This window comes from Paenibacillus sp. Z6-24, assembly GCF_054161335.1.
On sequence record NZ_CP096398.1, the window covers coordinates 4,015,559 to 4,039,249 of the forward strand.

At 51.6% G+C, this 23,691-nt stretch carries 18 protein-coding genes; 5 read left to right on the forward strand and 13 right to left on the reverse strand.

What is annotated here, in order from left to right:
• Positions 1-155: 155 nt before the first annotated feature.
• Positions 156-938, forward strand: a complete 783-nt coding sequence (locus M1D61_RS17430; RefSeq protein ID WP_458119880.1) for a helix-turn-helix domain-containing protein — start codon at positions 156-158, stop codon at positions 936-938.
• Between the two features lie 55 nt (positions 939-993).
• Here the strand turns inward: M1D61_RS17430 and M1D61_RS17435 are convergent, their stop codons facing one another.
• The 5 genes from M1D61_RS17435 to M1D61_RS17455 all read right to left on the reverse strand — a co-directional run bounded on the left by M1D61_RS17435 (position 994) and on the right by M1D61_RS17455 (position 8,337).
• Positions 994-3,171 (reverse strand): GH32 C-terminal domain-containing protein, encoded by a 2,178-nt coding sequence (locus M1D61_RS17435; RefSeq protein WP_458119881.1) that lies wholly within the window; start codon positions 3,169-3,171, stop codon positions 994-996.
• 35 nt (positions 3,172-3,206) lie between these two features.
• Positions 3,207-4,673, reverse strand: coding sequence for a glycoside hydrolase family 32 protein (locus M1D61_RS17440; protein ID WP_458119882.1), 1,467 nt, complete (start codon positions 4,671-4,673; stop codon positions 3,207-3,209).
• A gap of 4 nt (positions 4,674-4,677) precedes the next feature.
• On the reverse strand, positions 4,678-6,306 hold the full coding sequence (locus M1D61_RS17445; RefSeq protein WP_458119883.1) for an ABC transporter substrate-binding protein: 1,629 nt from the start codon (positions 6,304-6,306) through the stop codon (positions 4,678-4,680).
• A gap of 123 nt (positions 6,307-6,429) precedes the next feature.
• Positions 6,430-7,311: a carbohydrate ABC transporter permease gene (locus M1D61_RS17450; RefSeq protein WP_458122547.1), complete on the reverse strand. Its 882-nt coding sequence runs from the start codon at positions 7,309-7,311 to the stop codon at positions 6,430-6,432.
• 54 nt (positions 7,312-7,365) lie between these two features.
• Entirely contained in the window at positions 7,366-8,337 is a 972-nt protein-coding gene (locus tag M1D61_RS17455) for an ABC transporter permease (protein WP_458119884.1), read from the reverse strand.
• A 346-nt stretch (positions 8,338-8,683) separates the two neighbouring features.
• Here M1D61_RS17455 and M1D61_RS17460 point away from each other — a divergent pair, with 346 nt between their 5' ends.
• Positions 8,684-9,745 carry a LacI family DNA-binding transcriptional regulator gene (locus M1D61_RS17460; protein WP_458119885.1) on the forward strand — a complete coding sequence of 354 codons (1,062 nt, stop codon included), beginning with the start codon at positions 8,684-8,686 and terminating at the stop codon, positions 9,743-9,745.
• A gap of 294 nt (positions 9,746-10,039) precedes the next feature.
• Here M1D61_RS17460 and M1D61_RS17465 read toward each other — a convergent pair whose 3' ends face one another.
• From M1D61_RS17465 to M1D61_RS17480, 4 genes are all read right to left on the reverse strand, one after another.
• The gene (locus M1D61_RS17465; protein ID WP_458119886.1) at positions 10,040-11,584 is read right to left on the reverse strand and encodes an ABC transporter substrate-binding protein; all 1,545 of its coding nucleotides are present in this window, start codon (positions 11,582-11,584) and stop codon (positions 10,040-10,042) included.
• Positions 11,585-11,634: 50 nt separating this feature from the next.
• The gene (locus M1D61_RS17470) at positions 11,635-12,576 is read right to left on the reverse strand and encodes a carbohydrate ABC transporter permease (protein ID WP_052723616.1); all 942 of its coding nucleotides are present in this window, start codon (positions 12,574-12,576) and stop codon (positions 11,635-11,637) included.
• A 13-nt stretch (positions 12,577-12,589) separates the two neighbouring features.
• The gene (locus M1D61_RS17475; RefSeq protein WP_458122548.1) at positions 12,590-13,459 is read right to left on the reverse strand and encodes an ABC transporter permease; all 870 of its coding nucleotides are present in this window, start codon (positions 13,457-13,459) and stop codon (positions 12,590-12,592) included.
• A 296-nt stretch (positions 13,460-13,755) separates the two neighbouring features.
• Complete coding sequence (locus tag M1D61_RS17480) at positions 13,756-15,639, reverse strand: ATP-binding protein (RefSeq protein WP_458119887.1); 1,884 nt, start codon at positions 15,637-15,639, stop codon at positions 13,756-13,758.
• A 388-nt stretch (positions 15,640-16,027) separates the two neighbouring features.
• Here M1D61_RS17480 and M1D61_RS17485 point away from each other — a divergent pair, with 388 nt between their 5' ends.
• On the forward strand, positions 16,028-16,300 hold the full coding sequence (locus M1D61_RS17485) for a hypothetical protein (RefSeq protein WP_046213219.1): 273 nt from the start codon (positions 16,028-16,030) through the stop codon (positions 16,298-16,300).
• 200 nt (positions 16,301-16,500) lie between these two features.
• On the opposite strand, the gene rnhA is transcribed toward M1D61_RS17485, so the two are convergent.
• Positions 16,501-17,184 carry a ribonuclease H gene (rnhA, locus tag M1D61_RS17490; RefSeq protein WP_458119888.1) on the reverse strand — a complete coding sequence of 228 codons (684 nt, stop codon included), beginning with the start codon at positions 17,182-17,184 and terminating at the stop codon, positions 16,501-16,503.
• A gap of 78 nt (positions 17,185-17,262) precedes the next feature.
• Positions 17,263-18,492, reverse strand: coding sequence for an MFS transporter (locus tag M1D61_RS17495; RefSeq protein WP_458119889.1), 1,230 nt, complete (start codon positions 18,490-18,492; stop codon positions 17,263-17,265).
• Positions 18,493-19,180: 688 nt separating this feature from the next.
• On the opposite strand from M1D61_RS17495, the gene M1D61_RS17500 reads away from it, so the two are divergent.
• Positions 19,181-19,690, forward strand: a complete 510-nt coding sequence (locus tag M1D61_RS17500) for a hypothetical protein (protein WP_458119890.1) — start codon at positions 19,181-19,183, stop codon at positions 19,688-19,690.
• 17 nt (positions 19,691-19,707) lie between these two features.
• Positions 19,708-19,914 carry a hypothetical protein gene (locus tag M1D61_RS17505; protein ID WP_458119891.1) on the forward strand — a complete coding sequence of 69 codons (207 nt, stop codon included), beginning with the start codon at positions 19,708-19,710 and terminating at the stop codon, positions 19,912-19,914.
• A 414-nt stretch (positions 19,915-20,328) separates the two neighbouring features.
• Here M1D61_RS17505 and M1D61_RS17510 read toward each other — a convergent pair whose 3' ends face one another.
• The gene (locus tag M1D61_RS17510) at positions 20,329-22,401 is read right to left on the reverse strand and encodes a class I SAM-dependent methyltransferase (RefSeq protein WP_458119892.1); all 2,073 of its coding nucleotides are present in this window, start codon (positions 22,399-22,401) and stop codon (positions 20,329-20,331) included.
• 88 nt (positions 22,402-22,489) lie between these two features.
• On the reverse strand, positions 22,490-23,662 hold the full coding sequence (locus tag M1D61_RS17515) for a pectin acetylesterase-family hydrolase (RefSeq protein ID WP_458119893.1): 1,173 nt from the start codon (positions 23,660-23,662) through the stop codon (positions 22,490-22,492).
• Positions 23,663-23,691: the final 29 nt, after the last annotated feature.

Here is a 23,691-nt window from a genome sequence, read left to right on the forward strand (position 1 = left end):
TCCTCTGACAAAGGGGATTGCGCTTTTTTTATATGTGACTGCGTCTTTCCTGCCTTGTCGGCAGGAGAGCATTTGATTATCCTATTAATAAAGCGCTTACATTATTATCCTGTTGGATCGCCAGTCGTATTTGTCTGATGAAAAGGAGGCCTTTGATGAATGCTGAATTTATGATTGAACACGATATTGATCTCAGCTTCCCAGTCCATTCTAATCTACATCCTCACAAATGGATGCTGCTGTATGCTTCCATGAGCGCTGGCGCTATTCAAGGTACGACAGCACAGATTTACCTGCTGCCTCCCGGAAAAATCTCATTATATTTACATTTGCTTCCGCTGACAGGTGTTTGCTGCCAATTCACTGCGCATTCCCAGTGGACGCTTTTGCTTCACAAGCTGCAGACCGGGCAGCCGGATCGCCCTCTTCGGCTGGAAGATGCAGCACTGTGCCGGCAGATCGAGTATATTTTGGAGCGTATGCAGGAATACGGTACCCAGCCGCATAAAACGTATTATCGTAAGCTTTCCTACCATTTGCTAAGTGAACTGCTGCTGCTGCTCGCTGTCGGTGCCCGTCTCGGTCTGTATCCTGCCGATCCGCGTATCGATGAAGTACTGCAGTATCTGTACATCCACTATACAAGCGATATCCGCATCGAACATCTAGCCCAGCATGTATGCCTCTCGCCATCGCATCTGTCCCATTTGTACAAGGAGCAGACCGGCGAGACGATTATGGATACTGTACTGCGGCTAAGACTGGAGCAGGCCAAGCATCTGCTCTGCTTTACGACCCGTTATATCGGTGAGATCGCCTATGAAGTCGGCTTTAATTCGCAGACCTATTTCACCTGCAAGTTCACCCGCCATTTCGGCGTCAGTCCCTCCCTGTATCGCAGCAGCTTTTATGAGCCAAAGCCCTGCAGTTATTCCTGAGTGCCGACGACTCCAGATGGACATCGGTGCAAAGCAGCTGTCGACTGACAGCGGGCTATTTCCATACACTAGACAGCTGGTATACATCCATCGACAACAGTTTCACCTGGCCGCCATGTACATAAAAAGACATGCCCTTACTCCCGGCATCCGGGAAGATCACATTGGAGAACACTTTCTGGCCGTCAGCTGCGAAGATCTCGACTGTAGACTCATCCACCAGAATCCGCAGCTTGACCCGACGATGGTTCGGCTGCAGATCGGTCGCATGCCGGGTACTGAATTTGTCGGAGAAATCAGTTATCCCGGAAGCGGTACGATCCAGAAATAGCTGTCCGGAAGCTACGTGGTAACCGACCTCGGTGAATTGGCTGCCGCTCTCGTTCGTCCGCAGCCGGAAGCCAAATTCGGTCGCAGGCTGATGCGCGGGCAGCTCCACCTCGGCTTCAATCTCATAACTGCCGGAAACAAGACCTGCCAGTACATTGGCTGAAGATTCGTTCACTACGGCTGAACGGATGCTGCGCAAACCGGTGCGCAGTGTATCCAGTTCCCTGGCCGGTGTCTGTGCGAGACGGGTACCTGCTGCCGTATCGATCAGGGAAAGCTCTCTTGGAGTGCTTAGTATTCCTTTCCAATCAACGGTCGGAAGATCAAAGGCGTAATCCCAGTTGGTCATCCAGGCCATCACGATCCGGCGCTTATCGGGCAGTCCCGCAAATGACATGGAAGCATAAAATTCCTTGCCCCAATCGGTCTTGAGCACCTGCCCCGGCGGATTGTCGTTCATGAATCGCCCCTCGTCACTCAGCTGTCCGATAAAATACTCGGCATCCGAACCGCCGGTATCCGGGTGCGCACCCGTGCTGATCATCAGCACCCATTTGCTCTCATCGGTGCCCTCTACCGGCAGCTGAAACAGATCGGGACATTCCCATACTCCGCCGCGAATATAATCGCCATAGCCAAAATTGTCCGTCAGCTTCCAGTCAAGCAGATTGGTCGAGGTGAACAATCGTACATGATCTCCGCCGGATACGACCATTACCCAGCGATTCCGCGCTTCATCGCGGACAATCTTGGGATCACGGAAGTCCCAGCTGCCGGGATCATCCGGCGTCTGACCCGGATTCGGAATGACGACAGGACGATCCTCGGGGTAATGCCAGGTACGGCCCCGATCCATACTGTAGGCAATCCCGATCTTCTGGTTGCCGTTCGGACGATCCGGTGTGTAGGAGGTATAATAGGCAATCAGTCCGCCTCCCTCCGCCGAGTCATCAAAGAAACCGGACACATTATCTTCATCGGCAATCGCAGAGCCGGACCAGATATGTCCGAGTTCATTCCATTCCAGGGCAAAAGGCAGGTTCTTCCAGTGCAGCAGATCGTCGCTGACCGCATGGGCCCAGCGCCCGCCGTCCTGGTGGAACAGATGATATTCACCTTTGTAATAGATCAGCCCGTTCGGATCACTGGCCCAGCCGCGCAGGGCAGAATAATGATAGTCCGGACGATGCGGCTCGCCATAGAATTCTCCGGCAGCTATCACATACGTATCCTGAAAGGAAGCCGCTCCCTGCAGGATTGCGATTCCTGCTGCATTACCATATCTGCCGACTCCATCGCTCTCCAGCGCCGGCTCTGCATAGCCATCCAGGAACAGGCGAATATGGCTGCCCTTCGTATGAATCTCCAGCCGGTGCCTCACTCCATCTTCACTGTAATAATCGGCTGCCGAAGTCGCCAGTACCGTACCATCGACCTGCTGCAGCCTGACCCGGACCCGGTCATCCTGACGGATCAGCAGCGCGATATATCCCTGCTGACCGTCAGCCGTACCATGGAAAAATAAACCAGCCTCTGTCTGTTCCTCTGCCGGCATCAGATCGGTCATGATCACGGCATCCCCCTGTTCGCCGGGGAGCGTATAGGTCCGTATGCCGGATGCTGTCCCATCGGCAGTCCCGTGGATGCCGCGTTGGTCCATTGCCCAGACCGCGGTGCCATGGGTACGCTCGCCGGTCAGATTGCTGTTCCAGACGATCGGTGTGCCGGTTGTTGTGTCTGCGCTGTTGTCATCGGTGTCCTTTTCCTTCATGTTGTTCTCCTCTACGGGTGGTCTACTGACAGCTTGCCCGGCGGCCTCCATACTGTTGGCAGGAGCATACATGTCTCCTGCCAACAGCAGTACAAGGGTAGCAGCCGTGAACCTGAATAATCGGGATGGCATCTTCATTCCTCCTGATGAACGGATTTGAGATACATTTACTCTTCCCTGCCGGACAAATCATATACTTCTATAGTGTACAGCCCGGTATCTCCATCCGCTGCAGTCAGCATCAGCCGGTCGGCATCCGGTTCCGGGAAAATAAGATCTGTCATTACCGTACGCCCCTGATCGGCAAATACCTCGACCGATGCACGATCCACCAAAATCCGCAGCTCCCGCTTGCCCTGAATCGGGTAAAGCGTCGCGTGATGCCGATCCGCAAAATGCTCATGAAAGGCACTTTGCCCGGAAGCGGTCCGGTCTATATACAGCTCATCCGTTCTCGCATCCATACCGATGCGTGTACAGCATGATGCACCGATACGTACCTGCAGCTCAAGCGATACATCCCGACCTGCCTGAAGCAGCAGTTCATAACTGTCCAGCCGCAGTGCCTGCATCGCCTGCTGCACCTGCTCCAGCGGTGCCTGTTCCAGGATCAGTACCGGCCGGCGCGCGGATTGCAGTTCAGCGACCGGAAGCTGCCGCAGCTGCGTTCCTGTATTCGTCATCTCCAGCAGCAGCTCGCGGGCGATCGTCATCGCTCCTCTCCAGCTGCCGGTCGGCGTCACATTGGCGTAACGCCAGTTGCTCATCCAGCCGAGGTACAGTCTGCGTCCATCCTGCTGCGGAATATCCGACCAGCTCACTCCGGCATAATTATCACGTCCATGATCCAGCCAGCGCACCTGCCGCGAAGCTTCGTCCGGCAGGAAGACATTTCCGTCAAAATGCCCGGTAAAATACTGGGTACGCGATCCTTCTCGCCCTTTGCCGGCATCACCGATGCTGACCAGCATCACCCAGCGGCTGAGTCCTGGTGCACCCTGTACAGGCAGTTCGAACAGATCCGGACATTCCCATACTCCATCATGACAGCCGATGTCTGCTCCAAATATACTGCCTTCCGTCCAGTTTTTCAGATCAGAGGAATGATACAGGGCAATCGTCTGGCCGCAGGCGAGCACCATTACCCACCGGCTGCACGCTGCATGCCAGAATACCTTGGGATCGCGGAAATCAGGTTGCCCCTCTCCATTCAGTACCGGATTGCCTGTATACTTGTGCCAGGTTCTGCCGCGATCATGACTGTAAGCCAGACTCTGACTCTGCCGTACCGGATGATCCGGCTGTTCGTCATGATGGGTGAAAATGGCGACCAACCCCGGCTCTTCCGGGAAAAATCCGGTCGTATTGTGCCAGTCCACGACCGCGCTGCCCGAGAAAATCGTACCATGCTCATCCGGTTCCAGCGCAATCGGAAGCTCCTCCCAGTGCACCAGATCGCGGGTAATCGCATGTCCCCAGTGCATCGGTCCCCAGGTCTCGCCAAACGGATGATGCTGGAAAAATAAATGATACTCGCCATCCAGATATACCATTCCGTTCGGATCGTTCATCCAGCAGCGTGATGGGGAGAAATGATAGGCTCCCCGGTAATCGGGTTTTAATTGTAATGACATTGGATTAGCCTCCTGTCGTCTGTTCAGCCATCTGCTGCTTGCTGCGGTCGTAACCGTCCTGCCTGATCTTCAGCCATTCCTGCAGACCGAGCCGATCCAGCTCCTGCAGATAAGCTGTCCATTCCTGATCTGCCTGTCCATTCTGGTACCATTCGGTCCGCTTGCGCAGCATATACGGGAACAGATCCGCTTCAATCGTCGACAGACGATCCAGTTCCTCGATACTGAAAAATACATTCGGATACGTGTGCTCTGCCTTCATATGCGGTACGAGTACCTTTTTCATCAGATCCATCCGCCACTTGGCATCATCCGGCATCGTTGTATATTTGCCAAAGTAATCACTCAACACTGCCAGCGGACCGCCTACGCTCGTCTTCTGGCGTACCTCTACCGGCGCCGAACCTTCCAGGGGCAGATGCTTCAGCATCTTTTTAGATTCATCATATTTGAAAATATTCTGCTGGTTCGTATCACCGTAGGTTCCCCAGTTATTCTGAACAGACTGCAGCGGGTCATACATCTGGTCGACCCATTTGGCGGTCTGTTCCAGCTGCTGGTTGCTGCTCATGACAACCATGCTGCCCCGCATAAAGCCGAGTGCATTGTTGCGGGTGACATTGACCTCTCCGTCCGGTCCGGCCAGCGGCGGCATCAGCTCATAATCCTCGTTCATACCGGTAATATTCGCTTTGTCCCAGGTAAAATACAGCCCGTAGCGCTGATCCTTGCCTTTGGCAAGATAGGTGTTCCAGTCCTGCTGGAACGATTCAATATCAATCAGTCCGCTGCTGTACAGATCATGCACATACTTGACCGCTTCCCGGTAGCCCTCCTGATTGCCGGTGAACAGTACTTTGCCGTCATTGGTCACGACCGTATGATCGGGATTGTCCCCGAGGCCAAAGGAAGCGAACAGAAAGGTCAGATTCTCTCCGCCCGGCTTGTCGATAAAGGACAGCGGTATCTCGTCAGCCTTGCCGTTGCCGTTCGGGTCCTGCGTCTTGAACGCCGTCAGTACCTGCTTGAGTTCATCGGTCGTTGTCGGCATGGACAGGCCCAGCTTTTTGAGCCATTTTACATTGATCCAGGGCATGTCATCGACGGATTGAATGCGTTCCTTGTCCGTGCCCAGCTCTTCGATCCATGGAAAGGAATAAATATGTCCGTCCGGCGCAGTGATCATCGCCTTGTATTCCGGCCGTTCGGTCAGCACTTTTTTGAAATTGGGCATATACTGATCGATCATGTCTTCGAGCGGCACGATCGCTCCATCTTTGGCCAGCTTGAGCAGATCATAATCGCTGTATTCCGCCGCGAAGATCGCATCGGGCAGATCGCCACTCGCGACCGCCAGATTGCGCTTCTCCGCGAATACATCTGTGGTATAACTTTTCCATTCCACATGAACGCCGGTTTTCTGTTCCAGCCTTTGCAGGATCAGCTTGTCATTGGGATCTGCCGGGGCCAGTGGTGAACTGGATGTCATAATATGCAGAATGGGCTTGCCGTCTGCTGTTTTTTGCGGTTCATTGCCGCCGTCTCCGCAGCCTGTCACTGCCAGCAGAGTGACGGACAGGGCCGATGCGATAGCAGCCTTACGTACCTTTGAATGACCGATGATTTTACGCATTATATTCCCTCCCGAATCATATATTCCGGCTTGATCAGCGAGCGAGCTTCTGCCGGATTGGAGAACCGCTGTTATTAAAATGGGATATGGACCGAAATACGGAACAGCAGAGTGAGCCTGAATTTATTTGAGTGAACCGACCATGACGCCTTTTTCAAAATATTTCTGGAAGAACGGGTACATCACGATCAGCGGCAGACTGGAGATGACAATGGAAGAATATTTGATCATCTCGGATAGACGCTTCAGCTCGGCCATCGCCTGCTGGTCGCCAATCATGCCCGGGGCCGCCTGATTCTGGATCAGGATAGAGCGCAGTACGAGCTGCAGCGGAAACAGCTTGGGATCATCCAGATAGATCATCGCATCAAAGTAAGAATTCCACTGTCCGACAAAGGCATACAGCGCCAGCACAAACATGATCGGCTTGGATAATGGAACGACAATCCGGGTGAAAATGGTCCATTCGGTCGCTCCGTCCACATTGGCAGCTTCCTTCAGTTCCCTGGAGATACCTTTGAAAAACGTACGGGCCAGAATAATATTCCATACATTGATTGCACCCGGAATAATGAGCGCCCACGGCGTATTCAGCATATCCAGCTGTCTTACCAGCAGGTATGTCGGAATCAGACCGCCGCTGAAAAACAGGGTCACAATAAACAGGGTCATAAACCATTTTCGTCCGACAAGCGAATCTTCTGCCAATGCATATCCGGCACAGATCGATACGAGTACCGTAATAATCGAGAAGCCTGTCGCATACAGTACGGAGTTGAAAAAGCCGCGAATCATCGCTTCATTGCCCATTATTTTGCGGTAGCCTTCCAGGCTCCAGTCCGCCGGCTGGAAAGAAAGCCCGCGGTTCAGCAGCACGGTCGGGTCCATAAATGAAGCCACGATAATATAGCCAAACGGAATGACAACGATCAGTACACCCAGACCGAGAAACAGCCCGTTCAGCACCAGCAGGAAACGGTCAAACGGAGAATTTTTGGCAACCATGCAGTTCAGTCCTTTCTTCACATCATGCGCTGCTTGCTTTGCACCACGCGCTGTTTAGTACAATCCCTGATTGTCATTGAGTTTCTTGACGATAAAATTCACACCAAGCAGCAAAATGACATTAATAAGTGAGTTGAACAGTCCGACAGCAGCCGAATACGCATAATCCCCGGACTGCAGACCCATTTTGTATACATAGGTGGCAATGATCTCCGACGAAGGCAAATTCATCGAGGTCTGCAGCAGGTAAGCCTTTTCAAAACCGATCGACATAATACCTCCCGCCGCCAGGATGAATACAATCGCCATAATCGGCTTGATCGTCGGCAGATCGATATGCCAGATTCGCCGCAGCAGGCTCGCTCCATCCAGACTGGCTGCATTATGCAGCTCCGGGTCCACATTGGCGAGGGCCGCTACATAGATAATCGAGGCCCAGCCAGCGGTTGCCCAGATATCCGACAAAATATACACCCAGCGAAAATATTCCGGATCGGTCATAAACATCAGCGGCTGACCGCTGATCCAGCTGACAATCTGATTGATCGGCCCGGTAGGTGACAAGAAAATAAACAGCATCCCGGCGATAACAATGACCGATACAAAATTGGGCGCATACAAGAATAGCTGGATATTTTTCTTGATTCCTTTGCGGCGGACCTGATTCAGCATAAGTGCCAGCAGAATCGGGATCGGAAATTCGCATATCAGACCGAACGCGCTCAATTTGAGCGTATTCATAAAAATCACTTCAAAATTGGGTGAAGTCAGAAATTTCTCGAAATGCTTGAACCCCACCCAGTCACTGTTCATGATGCCCCGGATCGGACTAAAATCCTTAAAGGCGATAATCGCCCCATACATCGGCACATACTTGAACAGCAGCGTCAAGATCAGCGCCGGGGCCAGCAGAATATACAAAAAGCTGTTTTTCTTGATCTGCCCCCCGCGTATACGGCTGATCCGCTGCTTCTGCATATTTGCAGAATGGGCACTGCGTCTGCCGGCTTTGGCTGAACCTTCCATAATCGTCCCTCCATTTCGCTATTTCCCTGCTTTTGCTTGCCGGTTGTACCGGTCAGCTGGTTGACCGCGTAAAAAGTAAGTGCTTACATTTTCATTTGTAAGCCTGTTCCTTTACAATTTAAACGACTGGTTGTTCATATGTCAATATATTTTGTAAACAAAAATAGTGCATTTATTTAGAACAATGTTTGTTTTGCACAAATATAATATTACATTTGCACACTTGCGATTGCTTTTACGTCTCATCTCCTTTATATTTTAGGTATATGCAGCATTATCAGGCTGCCCTGCACCTGTCCTGTCCGACAGGACTGCAAATCCGACAGCATAAAGGTGGATTTCATCCATGACCAAGGAAAAAGTAACGATTCAGCATATTGCCGATGCTCTCGGTATCTCGCGCAATACCGCTTCCAAAGCGCTGAACGGAAATGAAGGCATCCCGGATGAGACTCGCAGTAAAGTCATCCGCAAAGCCATTGAACTCAAATACAAACAGTTTGCCTATATGGAGAGCGAGGGTCTGATTCCGCGCAAGACCGGCAATATCGCCCTGCTGACGACCAATATGCCGGATAGCTCGCACTTTGGTTCGCCGGTCATCAGCGGACTGGAGAAGCGGATCAGTGCGGAAGGCTATAATCTGTCCATCCATATCGTGCGGGAAGATGAACGTGCTGCCAGGCGGCTGCCAAATAACTTTGACGCGGCTGCGGTGGATGGCATTGTATGTATTGAGCTGTTTGACCGGGAATACAGCGAGCTGCTGACCAGCTTGAAGATCCCGGTGATCTTTGTCGATTGCGCATTCGATATCGACTTTTCCAGCTTCCAGGCAGATATTCTGCTGATGGAAAATGAGCACAGTATCTACCACCTGACCCGGAATCTGCTGGATAACGGGTACCATCGGATCGGCTTTGTCGGCGATTACAGACATTGCAAAAGCTTTGGCGAGCGGTGGATGGGTTATAACCGTGCGCTGCTGGAAAATGGTATACCAGCATCCCCTTCTCTCTCGATCCTCGACGAGGACCGCTTTTTCCTGTTCGAGACAGACTGGATGGAAAAGCGGCTGGAGCAGCTGGATGAACTGCCGGATGCCTTTGTATGTGCCAATGATTTTATCGCCGTCCGTCTAATGAAAGCGCTCAAATCCAAAGGACTGTCCATTCCCGAAGAGATTGGCGTGACCGGTTTTGATAACGCTACCGAATCGAGAATCGTCGAACCGCATCTGACGACCGTACATATTTACAGCAGTGAAATGGGAATCAAGGCCGCAGAGATGCTGCTCACCCGGATTCGTTATCCCGATCAGCCGTATCAGGTGGTGCATGTGCAGACCCGGCCGCTGCTGCGTGACTCCGCGCATCATGCCTCTTCCTCTTCGGTGCTGCACGCGTAAACTCTGTTATTTGAGGCTTACGCATGTTCATGCTGTCTGTTGACTGATAGATAATGGCTATGGAGGGATAGGTTATTTCCATAGCCGGATGCATCGCAAAAAAACTGAACCGAACAGCAATGTACTTGCCGTCCGGTTCAGTTTTTTGTTTTTTTGTATACAGATCCCTGTCTTTCTCCGAAAAATTTCATTTACTGCTTTTCAGACTGAATAACATGGTAACACTGTTGAACAGGCTTGCTGACTGTCACTTTGCATCTTTAATTGAAATGCAGTTCCAGACCCGGTCAAGGATCATTTCGTACCATCAGCTTCAATCTGCGTTTTGTAGGCATCCAGCTGGCGCTGCAGTTCGGCCATAACCTTGTCATAACCGGCCACTTTCAGCTTGTCGCGGAAATCCTGCACTGCCTGCGCCGGATCACCGGCTTTGCCGTAGGTGATCGCCGGGCCCATTTCTGCGGTCACCTGGGAAATAGCGGTTAGCTCGGATTCGACTGCGGTTTTGTCAAATACGAATTGTCCATATGGATACGGCTTTTTGATTTTGTCATATTCGCTGTACAGAGTATCGATTTTGTCCCATGTCGTATCGCTCGGAATCTCGAATTTGTCCATCCGACCGGCCCAGAAGTCCGAATAGAACGCATCATTGGTCTCGTTATAATTCGCTGGCAGCACACGCTTGCCATCCTTGATCTCGTATTGTACCCCTTCCATGCCGTAGTTGATCAGCTGGTAGATTTCCTTGTCGTTACGCATCAGATCATAAGCCATCAGGGCACGCTCCGGATTCTGGCTGTGGGCGCCCAGGGATACGCCGCCGTGGGTAATCGGCATTTCCACCAGATTGCCGCTCTGGCGGGAGAACGGGAACATTTGCAGTTCCGATCCCGGCTGTTTTTTGTCCATCTGTACACGCAGACCGGAGAACGTCTGGGTATGATGCTGATCCATACCGGTCTGACCAGCCTGCAGCGCAACACGGGTATCATTTTTGTTGTTCAGTACATCTTCGCGCCAGTAGCCTTTATCCGCCCACTGCTTCATCGTGGTGGCGAAATCAAGGAACGTATCCTCGAAGACCGGACTGACCACGGTATAGCGATCATCATACGATTTGGTATTAAATACCGGCAGATAACCGGTCGAGATCGGCAGTTCCAGATACGAAGTATGCGCCTGTACCCAGCCGCCAAAGATGCTGGTGCTGGACTGTGCATCCCATGGAATCACGCCAGGTTTGTTATCCTTGATCCACTGCAGATATTTGCCGATTGTATCCCAATCTTTGATCGGCTCGGTGATGCCTGCCTGCTTGGCCCAGTCACCGCGATAAAAGAAGCCGTGGTTGATCCACTGGGTATAATCATTTTCGGGAATGAGGACGATTTTGCCATTATATTTGCTCTGGTCCCAATCTTCGGCCGGGATCGATTTCCATGTTTCGGGTGCATATTTGGGCAGCAGATCATCCAGCGGCATAAAGGCGCCGCGCTGCGCATTGGACCATGTATCCAGCCAGTCCGTACCGATTGTAATCAGATCAACCGGCTCGCCGGAAGCGAGCAGCAAATTGTACTTGGTCTGCCAGTCTGCCCACTCCACCCATTTCCACTTCACTTCGGCGTTGATCTTCTGCTTCATGATCGCATTGATCTTTTCCATTACTTTTTCAAACTGTCCGTTTTTGGGCTTGTCACCCAGTGCGACGAAAGTGACAGTTACGAACTGCGATTTGTCGTCTCCGGCGCCAGATTTGCTGCCGCCGCAAGCAGCCAGCGATAATACGATAACAGCCACCAGCAGTGCCGAGATCAACTTACGGAATTTCCACATATATTGGCCCCCTTTAGAATCGTTACCAAAATGAGATGATGAACATCCATTCAACCCTTGACCGCACCAACCGTGATTCCTTTGATAAAGTAACGTTGTACAAACGGGTAAAACAAAATGACCGGTCCGGTCGCGACTACTGCGGTTGCCATCTTCATCGTCTCCAGCGGTACATCGCTCATCGCCACATTGGAGGAAGCCGCCGAATTGCGGATAAAGTCGGCGCTGGTGACAACGTTGTACAGGAACAGCTGCAGCGGACGATAATCCATATCCGGAGACAGAAACAGCATCGCATGGTACCATTCGTTCCAGTAGCCGAGTGCGATAAACAGACCGATCGTCGCCAGCGCAGGTGTGGACATTGGCAGGATCAGACGCAGGAAGATCGTAAAATCACCCGCTCCGTCGATTTTGGCCGATTCGGTAATCGCGTGCGGAATGGAGCGGACAAAGCTTTTCATCATAATAATCAGAAATGGGGTCAGCAATCCCGGCAGCAGTACCGCCAGATAGTTGTCCTTGAGATCCAGGTATTGGGTAATCAGCAGATAGAACGGTACCAGCCCACCGGAGAACAGGGTGGTAAAGTAAATAAAAAACGAGATTCCATTCCGGTAGGAGAAATCCGGCCGCTGCAGCGCATATCCGGTCATCGCTACGATAAACAATCCCACAATCGTACCCACAATCGTGATGCCCATCGTGACCAGATACGAACCGATAATCAGCTTGGGATTCTCAAATACAATCTGATAGGCAAAAGTACTGAATTCATGCGGCCAGATATTAAAGCCATGCTGCTTGACCGCACTCTCGCTCGTAAAGGATGTGCCCAGAATAAGCAGAAACGGCAGCAGACAGGAGACGGCAAACAGGCTGATGACGATATAACCAACCCAGCGGACAATAATTTCACTCTTATCCTGGCGGATACGCGCAGGCCGCGGAGGATTGCTGCCGATCAGATCCATTTTGCTGTTGATATCCATCGCTGTACACCTCCTAGAATAATGAGTTTTCCGGGGAGACTTTTTTGACGATCCAGTTGGCTGTCAGGACGACGATAAAGCCGAAGATCGACTGATACAGGCTGACCGCGCTGCCCATCGAGAAGTTAAAGTTGGTCATCAGCGAGCGGAATACATAAGTCTCGATAATATCCGTGCTGGCGTACAATGCCGTGTTATTGGCACCGACCAGGTTGAAGAATAATCCAAAATTACCTTTCAGAATGCCGCCGAGCGAGAACAGCAACAGAATAATGAAAGTGGGCTTGAGCCACGGAATAACGATATGGATAATCCGCTGGAATGCATTGGCCCCGTCAATCTCCGCCGCTTCCACAATCTCCGTATCCAGCCCCATAATAGCGGCAAAGTAGATGATCGAACCGTACCCCGTCGTCTGCCAGAGGTAGGTAATAATAATGATAAATGGCCACAGATGCGGCTCCGAGTAGGCTTTGACCGGGTCCATGCCGAGTGCGCCGAGAATGCCGTTCAGCAGACCATAGTCATAGCTGAGGATATTGTAGGCCAGCAATCCAACCAGTACAGCCGAGATAAAATAAGGGAGAAACATGAGCGTCTGTGATACTTTTTTGAACCATTTCTTGCAAATTTCATTCAGTAAGATCGCCACCGTAATCTGCGCGATATTGCCAAGCAGGATAAACGCCAGATTATACGCAATCGTGTTAAAGGTCAGCCGCCACAGGTCACCGGTCATAATGAGGAACTTGAAGTTATCCCACCCGACAAAGGGACTGCCGAAAATACCGTCCGTATAGTTGTATTTAACAAATGCCAGATACAGGCCGGGCATTGGTAAATACGCAAATATACAGAAAAAAATAACGGCCGGACAGCACATCAGCAAGAGTACACGGCTATTATGAAACTGCTTGCGCCGGGAACGCTTGACACGCACGGCAGGGATTGATTTTGCGGTATCCAATGAATGATTCCTCCTTTGTACTCTGGCTCATGGAGTCAGGTGTAAAATGGACCAGCAGGCAGCTGTATGGTTCGCTCTTTTATTGTAAGCGTTTTCTTTATCTTTTTTATTTCACTATTCTGCTGTACCCTTTCAATATTCTGCTGTGTTTGAACCTTCCTGCGGCACGACATGCGAAAAAGCCATCCTGACTTTCCCGCCGGCGGCACGCATCAGCTCCGTGCCGCGATCGGGAAGGTTAGAATGGCTTCGGTGCCTTCACCTTTTTTGCTGCAAAACTCCAGACTCCCATCCATCGCCTCAATAATGCGGAAGGTGACCATCAGGCCAAGTCCGGTACCCTTGGTTTTGTTGGAGAAATAAGGTTCCCCCAGCCGGGCCAGTTCTTCTTCATCCATGCCCGAACCGTTATCCTTGATATGCAGCTCGATATGATTTTCATGCTCTAGCGTCCACACCCTGACGTAACCTTCCTTTTGCACGGCTTCGATGCTGTTCTTGATAATATTGATGCAGGCCTGCTTGAACTTGGAAGAATTGCCCCGAATCAGCAGATGCTGCGGCACCTGAATCTGCAGTACACTGCCCTGCAGACTGGCCAGCGGACGCATAATATTCTCGATATGCTGGAATTCTTCATACAAATTGAGCGTCTCGGTCTTCTCGAACTGCGGTTTGGCAAAGGTGAGAAAATCCGTAATAATATTGGCCGCACGATCCAGTTCATCCAACGCCATTTTCAGATGTTCCCGGCCTTTGTCATCCGTATTCATCTGCGTCAGCTGCAGGAAGCCGCGGGTCACCTGCAGCGGATTGCGTACTTCATGCGCTACCGAAGCGGCCAGTTCGCTGATCATGTCCATCTTCTCGGAGCGCTGCAGTTCATTGTTGAACAGCTCCAGCTGCTGGGAATATTGCAGCACCTGCCGCTGGTTCTCCGCGAATACCCTGCCCATGATGGCGATAAGTGAGATGACGAAGAAGATGACTCCCCATTTCCACAGCATCAGCTTGTAATCGCCATCCTCCAGATAAAACCAGATGAGTTCGCTGGCGGTAATCAGGGCAAAGGTCGTAAACCCGGAAGCAAAAATAATAGCCGCCCGATTTTTCTGCAGGGCATAGCGGATCGCCAGGATCATAAACAGGATTAGCCCTACCAGTATGAATAATCCGAGAACAAGAACCGAGATCACATAATAAATTTTGAAATACCGGTCATGGGTCAGCATATTGGCGATCAAAGCCAGCACGCAGAATCCGGAATAAAAATACTGTACCCGCTTCAGCTTGTGGATCATCCCCCGGTAGCCCCGGCCGAATACACTCTCGAAAAATTCGTAAAACGCGGGTACTAGCACGAACAGGCTGATATCAAACCCGAGCGCATACAATCTGTCCCCGGCAGGATAAAAAGTAAACAGAAACGGTGAATACGTAACAATCACGCTGCCCAGAGCCAGAATCACAATGCAGAGACTGACCCACATCTTGCGAGAACGTCCTGCCAGAAAGACCGAACAAAACGCCATAATAAACGCCACAAAAATAAATGAAAACCCAATAACCACATCCACCATGTCCGAGCTGACATAGGTAGTTAGTATCTCCTGGTAATCCCCGATCAAGATGCCGTTGGTCAGACCAATCTTCTCGCGCGCCGACTCGACCCAGATATAGATCATCTTGTAGGAATCCTGCCGGTTCAGGGGCAGCAGCAGCTGATTCTGTTCATAGGCGTATCCACGCCGTGATTCATAGATTTTGTTATCATCGAGATAGACGATGACATGCTTGCCCTGCAACTCCCGGATCAGCAGACCGGAAGTGTTCCAGTTCAGCTCCGGCAGCGGAATTCGTATCCATGCGGAAGAGCTGTTTACCGGCTTGCCGTCCTTCATCAGCTGGGAAGATGTCCAGTAGCTGTTCTGATCATCATTCCAGGGCTTGGAGGTAAAGCTGTTCTGTGCCTGCCAGCGAACCTGCCAATAATCGATACGCTGGAACTTCTGGTCTTGTCTGGCATTCGCAGACAAAGACAGCCCTAGCATAGCCATGATAATGAAGAGTAGGAATAGAATTAAGGCTTTGGGCATGATCTTCATAGTGCACCTCATTATTCATATACTTTCCTGGTCATACCAATATACTTCATTGTTAGCAGAACGAACTTAATTATGATAAATATGTATATTTCCCTATTGTACCTTATATAGCGGAATCTCATAACTACTATTATACTTGTTCATGCATTTCTGAGACACATAAATTACGGAAGAATCAGTAAAATTCATACGGATTATGAAAAGTATGCGAGCGTAAGTTGCGCCAATACCCACTGCTTCTCGCCAAAAACAGCCCTCCCCTCCCTGCTGTCTACACAGTTGGTCACGGCTGGCGGTGTTTGGCCCGGCAGCAACAAGGGTAAGCTCCCATAAGGGGACCGATTTCCTCTGGAACACTATTCCGAAGGAGATGATGAGTATGACGGACAACAAACACTATGATGATGTATTCTGGAAAACAAGAAATTCACTGATCGATGATGAGGATTCGCAGCTGGCTGGGGAAGAGACCGAAGTGGAATTACCCAGAGATGCAGAGCTTGCCGTAATCCATCCGGAGCGGATGGACCCTCGGGAATATGAGAGCATCGCTGATGAAGAAGATGCCGGCAAACATCCCCAGGCTGATCCCGAGGACATTCAGTCCGATGCGGCACTTGCCCGTGAAGAAGATCAGGATGAGGGTAAATAAGCAGGCCATATATAGATCATCCGGTCGGCACAACGCTGACCGGATGTTTTTGCAGTATCCTTCTGGAGCTGTATCCTTTTGTAAATGTATAAAAGCCGTAAGCGATGGGTATGTATTCATCGCTTACGGCTTTTTGGTGATGCTTATCGGTACTGCTTATTGTTCGATACCGAATATGAATGACTCGCCTCGTAAAAGAATTACTTCCGCCCGTAGTCAGCTTTGATCTCGCCCCAGCTGCGGGTCTCCCATTTGAGCAGCTTGTTGCTGTACGTGTTGGTACGCAGCCACTGTTCTGCACGGTCGACCAGCTCCCAGATTTCGGCGGTGGAAGCATCGCGCACAAGTGTCGAGGCTGCCTTTTTCTGCCGGACCCATTTGAGGGCATTCTCGGAATCGCTATAGACCGTTTTGCTGCTGCCCTGGCGCTTCAGATAGGCGAGCGCATGCACAATCGCCAGAAATTCTCCCATATTGTTGGTTCCCTTGGCAATCGGACCGCAGGTGAAAAGTACCTGTCCAGTGCGTGTGTCCACCCCTTTATATTCAACCGGCCCCGGGTTTCCCCTTGTGCCGACATCGACCGAGATGCTATCGTAATCAATCTGGTCCATCGGTATATTTGTCGCAGCCGCTGTACGTCCGCCATAGCGTCCTGCTTTGGAACTCCCGGATGACGACGAGCCGCCTGTACCGCCGGATTTGCCCTGTCCCCAATGCTTTTTCCAGCCTTCACTGTAGGCCTTGTCCGCGTCGATGCGGGATTCATAGGATTTGTATTTGGCATCCTTGTATCCGCTTGTCTGCTTCTGGCATTCCGGCCAGGACGTATATACGCCCGGCTTGTGGCCTTCCCATACTACATAATATTTTGACTTTGCCATATCTTTTGTATGCCTCCATTGCCTCAGCCCCTGGCAGGCTGTTCTTGTACAAAGCATGTACGTTTTATGTACCCTCCATTATGGCTGGTCGGTACGTACTTTGGCAACCGGTTCGGCCGCCGGATGAGCAGGCAGCTCCCAGCTGCGCCGCGTTACCATAAAGGCGCATACGAGCAGCAGCAGGCCATTAATAACGAAGACGAACCGGATATCGAGCCATGCGCCGAGCAGTCCGCCCATGACCGGACCGGCCATCGTGGCAATCTGGGAAGCCGACTGATTCAGCCCAAATGCCCGTCCGCGGAAATCTGCCGGTGTTACCCGGACAATCATCGCATTAATCGATGGCAGCACCGCCGCAAAAAATAGCCCGTAGCCGAACCGCAGCGCACCGAATCCCCAGATATCGGTAAAGAAAAACTGCAGCATATTGCCGACTCCGCTGCCGAGCAGACCGATCAGCAGCACTTTGCCAAATCCGATCCGGCTGCCGATCCGTCCCCAGCGCGGCGCCATGATCAGCGTAGCGATGCCGACCGCCGAGAAGACAATACCGGCACTAAGTGAGGCGTTACCAGTGGACACGCCCATACTTTTGACATAGATCGTAATCAGCGGTTCCAGAATCATGACCGAAAAGTTCGCTACACCGGTCAACAGCAGCAGTGACATGAACAGCCGATTGGACGCGGCCTGCTTGATATCATCCAGCACATGCGACCGCTGGGCCGACCGGTTAAAGTTATGTTCCTTGGCCCAGATCGTCGCAATCAGTGCGGCGATCAGCACGATCAGCGCCGAGAACAAAAAAGCATTACGGTTGCCAAAATAATAACTGACCACCCCGCCGATCAGCGGCCCTATAATCGTTCCGGTCGCTCCGGACGTCGCCATCACGCCCAGCGCATAGCCGGTCTTGTGCTCCGGTGTATTTGTTCCGACAAGTGCAATCGATGCCGGTACAAATCCTGCGAGCAATCCCTGGCACAGACGCACGGCGAGGAACACATAAGGATCGGTCACAAAGTAACTGACCAGATACAGCACCGCCAGACTGAAGCCCGAGCGGATCAGCATCGGTTTTCGTCCATACTTGTCCGATAGCGATCCCCAGAACGGCGAGATCAGTGCACTCGCCAGAAAGGTAATGCCAAACGCAACTCCCGACCAGATTTCCAGATGATTCGTGACGCCCAGCTCCGTCTCCAGAAAAATCGGCAGGAACGGAATCGAGATGGAATACGCCGTACTGCAAAAAAATACGCCGAGCCATAGTACAATGAGATTTCTTTTCCATGGAAACTCCATCCAGGCAGACACATCCTTTCGTTACAGCGTTTGGCACTATAAACGCGACTATATCGTTCATTTTACTCTGGATGGAGGGAAAGTCCAAATGAGCTCAGGGTGATAGCCATGTTCGCCCATGTTCATTCTGTTCGCCATGCTCGCTAAGGAACAGCGCTGCGGGAAGGGATTATCCTACTGACCTCCGGTTAAGCACCGGATATGTCTGAATCACCGCTGCCGCGGTACATATCCGGTGCTTAAATGTCGGTTTGCAGGATAATTCCCTCCCCTCCGCTCCGTGCTGACTGTTTCTCTGGTGCCTTGAAGGGAGTTTTGTGTCATACCTTTTAAAGAAAATGGAAAGTTACCTGCGAGAACTGTTAAGAATGAGGATCAATGCAGCCGCTTCCGTTGACTGCACAGAGCGGAGAAAAGGGAATTAATTGTTCTGCAGGCCGACATTTAAGATCGAATATTTACCGCGAACAGGGGTGATTCCAAATATCCGATCTTAACCGGAGGCAGGAAGGACAATTCCTTTTCGCAGAGGTCTCCCAACCAACCCTGCCTTCAGCTTGAATTTAGCAAGAAAGATGTCATCCCGCACAATTTAGGGTAAGAACGAGTAAGACCTACTACACATACGACTTTTAAAATAAATGGACCACCGCTATAACCGTCCATACCGACCAAGGAGATGATTCATATGAGTAATGAATTTGATAATAACAGGGACGCTGCCGCACAAGAATATAACCGCTATCGTACAATCGATCCGGTGACTGCACGGGATGAAGAAGAGCTGAGAAGCATTCCGGCGGATGATCTGGATCTGATCAATCCGACAGTACGAGATGAGGAAGGTATTCAGCCGGTGGCCAGTGAACATACTGCTGTAAAGGATCTGGACCCTCGCCTGTCTTCGGAAGATATCGACCTGCACCGTCATACGATTGATCTTGATACAAATGCCGAAGAGCTGGACACCGGCACCAATGTCGTGGATCAGGGCATCATGGACAATGCGCAAAATGATTCAATGGTCGACGACGGCTCACTGCCGGATATCCCGGATGCAGATGAGCTGAATGGCGGCGAGACGCCGGAAGATCCGTCCGTACCTTCTTCATACGACCAGGATGCACACGGTACCGATCTGCGCAACGGCTCTACCGGTGAAGATGATCCGGACCGTTTTGAACGCCGCGACCGCTAAAAAAGGAGGGATTCCTGATGACAGAGCACAAGCAGGACCACAGTGAAGACAATCTGGTGACCGAACGGGACACGGATGCCAAGTTTGGCCTGTTCCGTGAAGATTCCTATCCGGATGCAGGTGCGGACGAAGTACAAAAGCGCCTGATCGAGAATGAGCTGCCGAGGGATAACGAGCTTCCGAAGAATGAGGACGATGCGGACAGTGAAGATACCAAAGGCTGAATGACAGTTCATCCGCTCGTTTGATTTGTACATGAATGCCGATGATAACATGGTGCTCTTCAAGCGACCCGGGTACATGATATGCCCGCATGAGCGGATATAAAATGAAAAGCGATCCACACAGCCGAAACTGTGCAGATCGCTTTTTTTGTGATGCGTCTTGTCATATGTCTTATGATATGAGGCATCCGTAACTCGTTTTATGATGCATTTACTTTTCCATTTACTTTTCACCGTGATGATTGTATGAGGGATATGGAGCCTAATCAACTGCAACTCGAACATACTGTATCTTCCCGTCTCTGCTGCAATCCTGACTTTATGCAACCATCCTGCCTGCTGTACTTCTGTATTTCTGCATTTCTGAATATCATAGCGCAAATGGCCGTTATCCCTGCCAGCTGCTGCCCTATCCTATCCCTGCAACTTCTCGATCACAATAATACAGGTGCTGTCCGGCAGGCGTACCTCTTCATCCCACTCATCCTGCAGCCGTATCCGGTGACGCAGTGCTTCAGTATACCCTTCCTGCAGAAAAGCTTCCATATGCACTATATTCGCCTGTTCTCCGAGCGTCTCGTGGATTAGCGTACGATACTGCGTAAGCGTCATATAGCCAAACTGCTCCTGCACTTCATGCACGTACGCTTCCTCTCCCCACGTATACGTATACAGGAATTCCATCACATCATTGACGGGCATCATTACCTGCTGCTCCCCGATGATCTCATACCGGATCTCCCTGCCCTCGAAGTCCTCGGCATACCGCTCCAGTGCCGCCAGCCCTCCTTCTTCCAGGAAAGTAATCTTGCGCTGCTGTACAGTCGGCTCGGTCATAATGCCATCCCGGATAATGATCCGGCCGCCGATTGACAGCACCTCAAAGGCGCTGCGCAGTGCTGCCGCCACCGTCTCCAGATTGAATTTGCGGCCATTAAACGGAACATAGGAATACAGCTCATGAAGAATTGAAGAGAACAAAATCGTATCTACACTGCCTGGAGTGACATATTCCTGTAGCGCCAGTGCATCGCCCTTGATCACTTCCCAGCGATGACCTTCCCGCTGCTTTTTGCGGTTCAGCGACTCAATCACATTCTCGGAAATGTCGATGCCGATCGCACGTATTTCCGGCATTTCCGCTTCGAGCAGATCCAGCATGACGCCGCCGCCCGGACCGATATCGAGTACAGTTTTGCCGACCACATCGCGCAGCAGCAGCTTTTTGTAATCGATCGTCTGGTTCATTGTCTCCAGATAGCTGTCCTCGTTGTGGAAACGGTCATAGGCATCCCGGCGCAGATCGAACAGGTCGAACAGCATCAGCACGGCCTTTTCATACAGCGGCGACTTCTCTGCCTCCATGCAGAATTCGATCAGCTTCTCCGCTGCCGGAGAAAAGGCAAAGTTGAAGAACAACGTATCCGCAATATTCGGCTCCATTACCAGCTCATATTCCAGATGCGGACTGGACAGATTCAGGCGGCCAGAACGCAGCGCATCCCAGTCCCAATCGGCCAGATATTTCTCGATAATGCGCTTCTTATACAGATTGATCTTCTTGGTGCCCCGATAGTCGTAATACATGCTGTGCATCATGCGCTCAAAGCTGATATGACGCACCTGCTCTCCGGTCTGGCTGCCGATCAGCAGGAAGATTTTACAGAATTCTTCCATCGAAAAGTCCTTCAGCGCGGCCTCCACATACCAGAATGTACGGTCGGCCAGCTGTGCAAATGCCTGATCGATATCGACCTTGCCGCGCAGCTGCTCCAGCTGTTCCAGCGTATTCTCCCCGTATGCCGCGCTGCCGGTACGCAGACGCAAAATACGATCCTGCACCGTCACCCCTTCCGGCTGCTCTCCATAGGCAATCGCATGGATCAGCTGCACCAGTTCATCCCGTACACGCTGCCACAGCTCGGTCGATACCGCCTCAATGACGCAGCGGTTCAGCACGAGCAGCGTGCTTTTCATTTCTTCCGGTGACAGTATGCCTTCGGCGACCAGCCCGGTCAACGCCTGATTCTCATGAAAAGGTACCTCTCCGCGCAGATACTGTCCGAGCAGCCCATGCGTGCGGATCAGCGCAGCGACCAGTCGGGTCCGATCATCGCTCGGCTCTGCGGCAGCACGGATATACAGTTCTGCCGACCCTTCATTATGTACAAACAAATTAATCCCCTGTTCCTGCCAGCGTATCCGGTCGCGTACCGAACCGCCCTTGGCCGTCTCGGACCACATCAGTGTCTCTTCCACAATATCACGCAGCCAGTAGGACACCCGCAGCTGATCCAGAATGCGCAGCGTACGCTCCACATAATCCAGCACCGGATTCGCCTCATTCAGTTCCTGGAGTGTATTGACCCGCTCCAGATTTACGATTCGTTCCTCTGCCGAGATCAGATGATTCAGCCAGGGCGCGCTGAGTGGCAGCGTCGGACCGGCATGACGATAAGCTTCGATAGCGACAAGAGCATGCAGCATATGGATTTTCCTCATTTCCGTTAATGGTAATCGTTTGGGCTTGTCACCCCGGCATCCCTGTCTGATGCAGGCCCCGGGGAGCCCTTGTCTACTCGCGTCCCGGGAATTCCACGAATTCCTTGCCGACCGAATAGCGCTTGTCTTCATTGACGATATCACCCAGCCAGCGACTTAGCTTGACGCCGCTTTCCTGGGCGGAATAGAACACTTTGTAAGGGGACAGCGTATGCGGCGTACCGCGTCTTTTCTTGCCGCTGCCCACCCCGTAATCCGTGATAAAAAAGTAATACTCCGGCAGTTCTTCCTGCAGCCGGCGCGCCGAGTTCAGCATGCCGAGCGACCACTCATTGGTAATCTCCAGATCATCGCTGACCAGCCCTTCTGTCCGCTGATTGAGCAGGGCTTCATAGGAAGGCAGCACTTTGTCGTATACGGTATTGGATTGCAACAGCACGGTTCCTTCAGGCAGCATCCGGTGATTGGCCCGGAAAGCGGCAGCGATAATATCGTCCTCAATCTCGTATCCGTACCGCCGGAGGAAGTCGGCTTTCCATACTTCATCGATAATATGCGGCCACTGATGGGACGACAGATAGGCGCCATCCGCATAATGGTACAGCTTGGCCTCTGGATAATGCTCCGCAATATACGGTGCCCAGAAAGCCGAACCGAATCCGCCGGCACTCGCTCCGGCAATAAACAGCTTGTCCGGTGCAGACACATGCTTGAACATCCAGTCGAGTCCCTTGAGCGTATTGGCCCGGCCGCTGTAATGGGCGGTAAAGGTCAATTTCCCGCGATCCTTGTATTTCACCTGATGATCCCCGATATGGAAATCACCTGTCGCATACGGGATATAGATAATATTCCAGTCATGGAACGGATTGTCCTTGCGCTGATTATCCAGCATCCCGCCGAGCAGGTCCGGTTTGTAGAAAGGGATATTGGCAAAATAATACCCCAGCTCCTGGTTATGCAGCAGTGTGCGCAGTCCAAACGGCTTGGTCGCCGTATGGCGGTTCCAGCTGATCCCTCCGCCGGAAAAATAAACGATCAGGTTGTTGCTGCGCCCCCGCTTGGTCAGCAGATAGTAGGACGACCCATCGCCCGATACCGCCCGGCCGCTCAGATCGACCCGGCTCCATTTATACAGCGGGGAATCGTCAAAACGGACGACACGCGACGGACGCTTGATAATAAAGACGATAATGGCGATCAGGACCACAGCAAGCATCAACCATTCGACACCGGACACAATCATGTTGTTTCCTCTTTTCTATTACTCTCTGC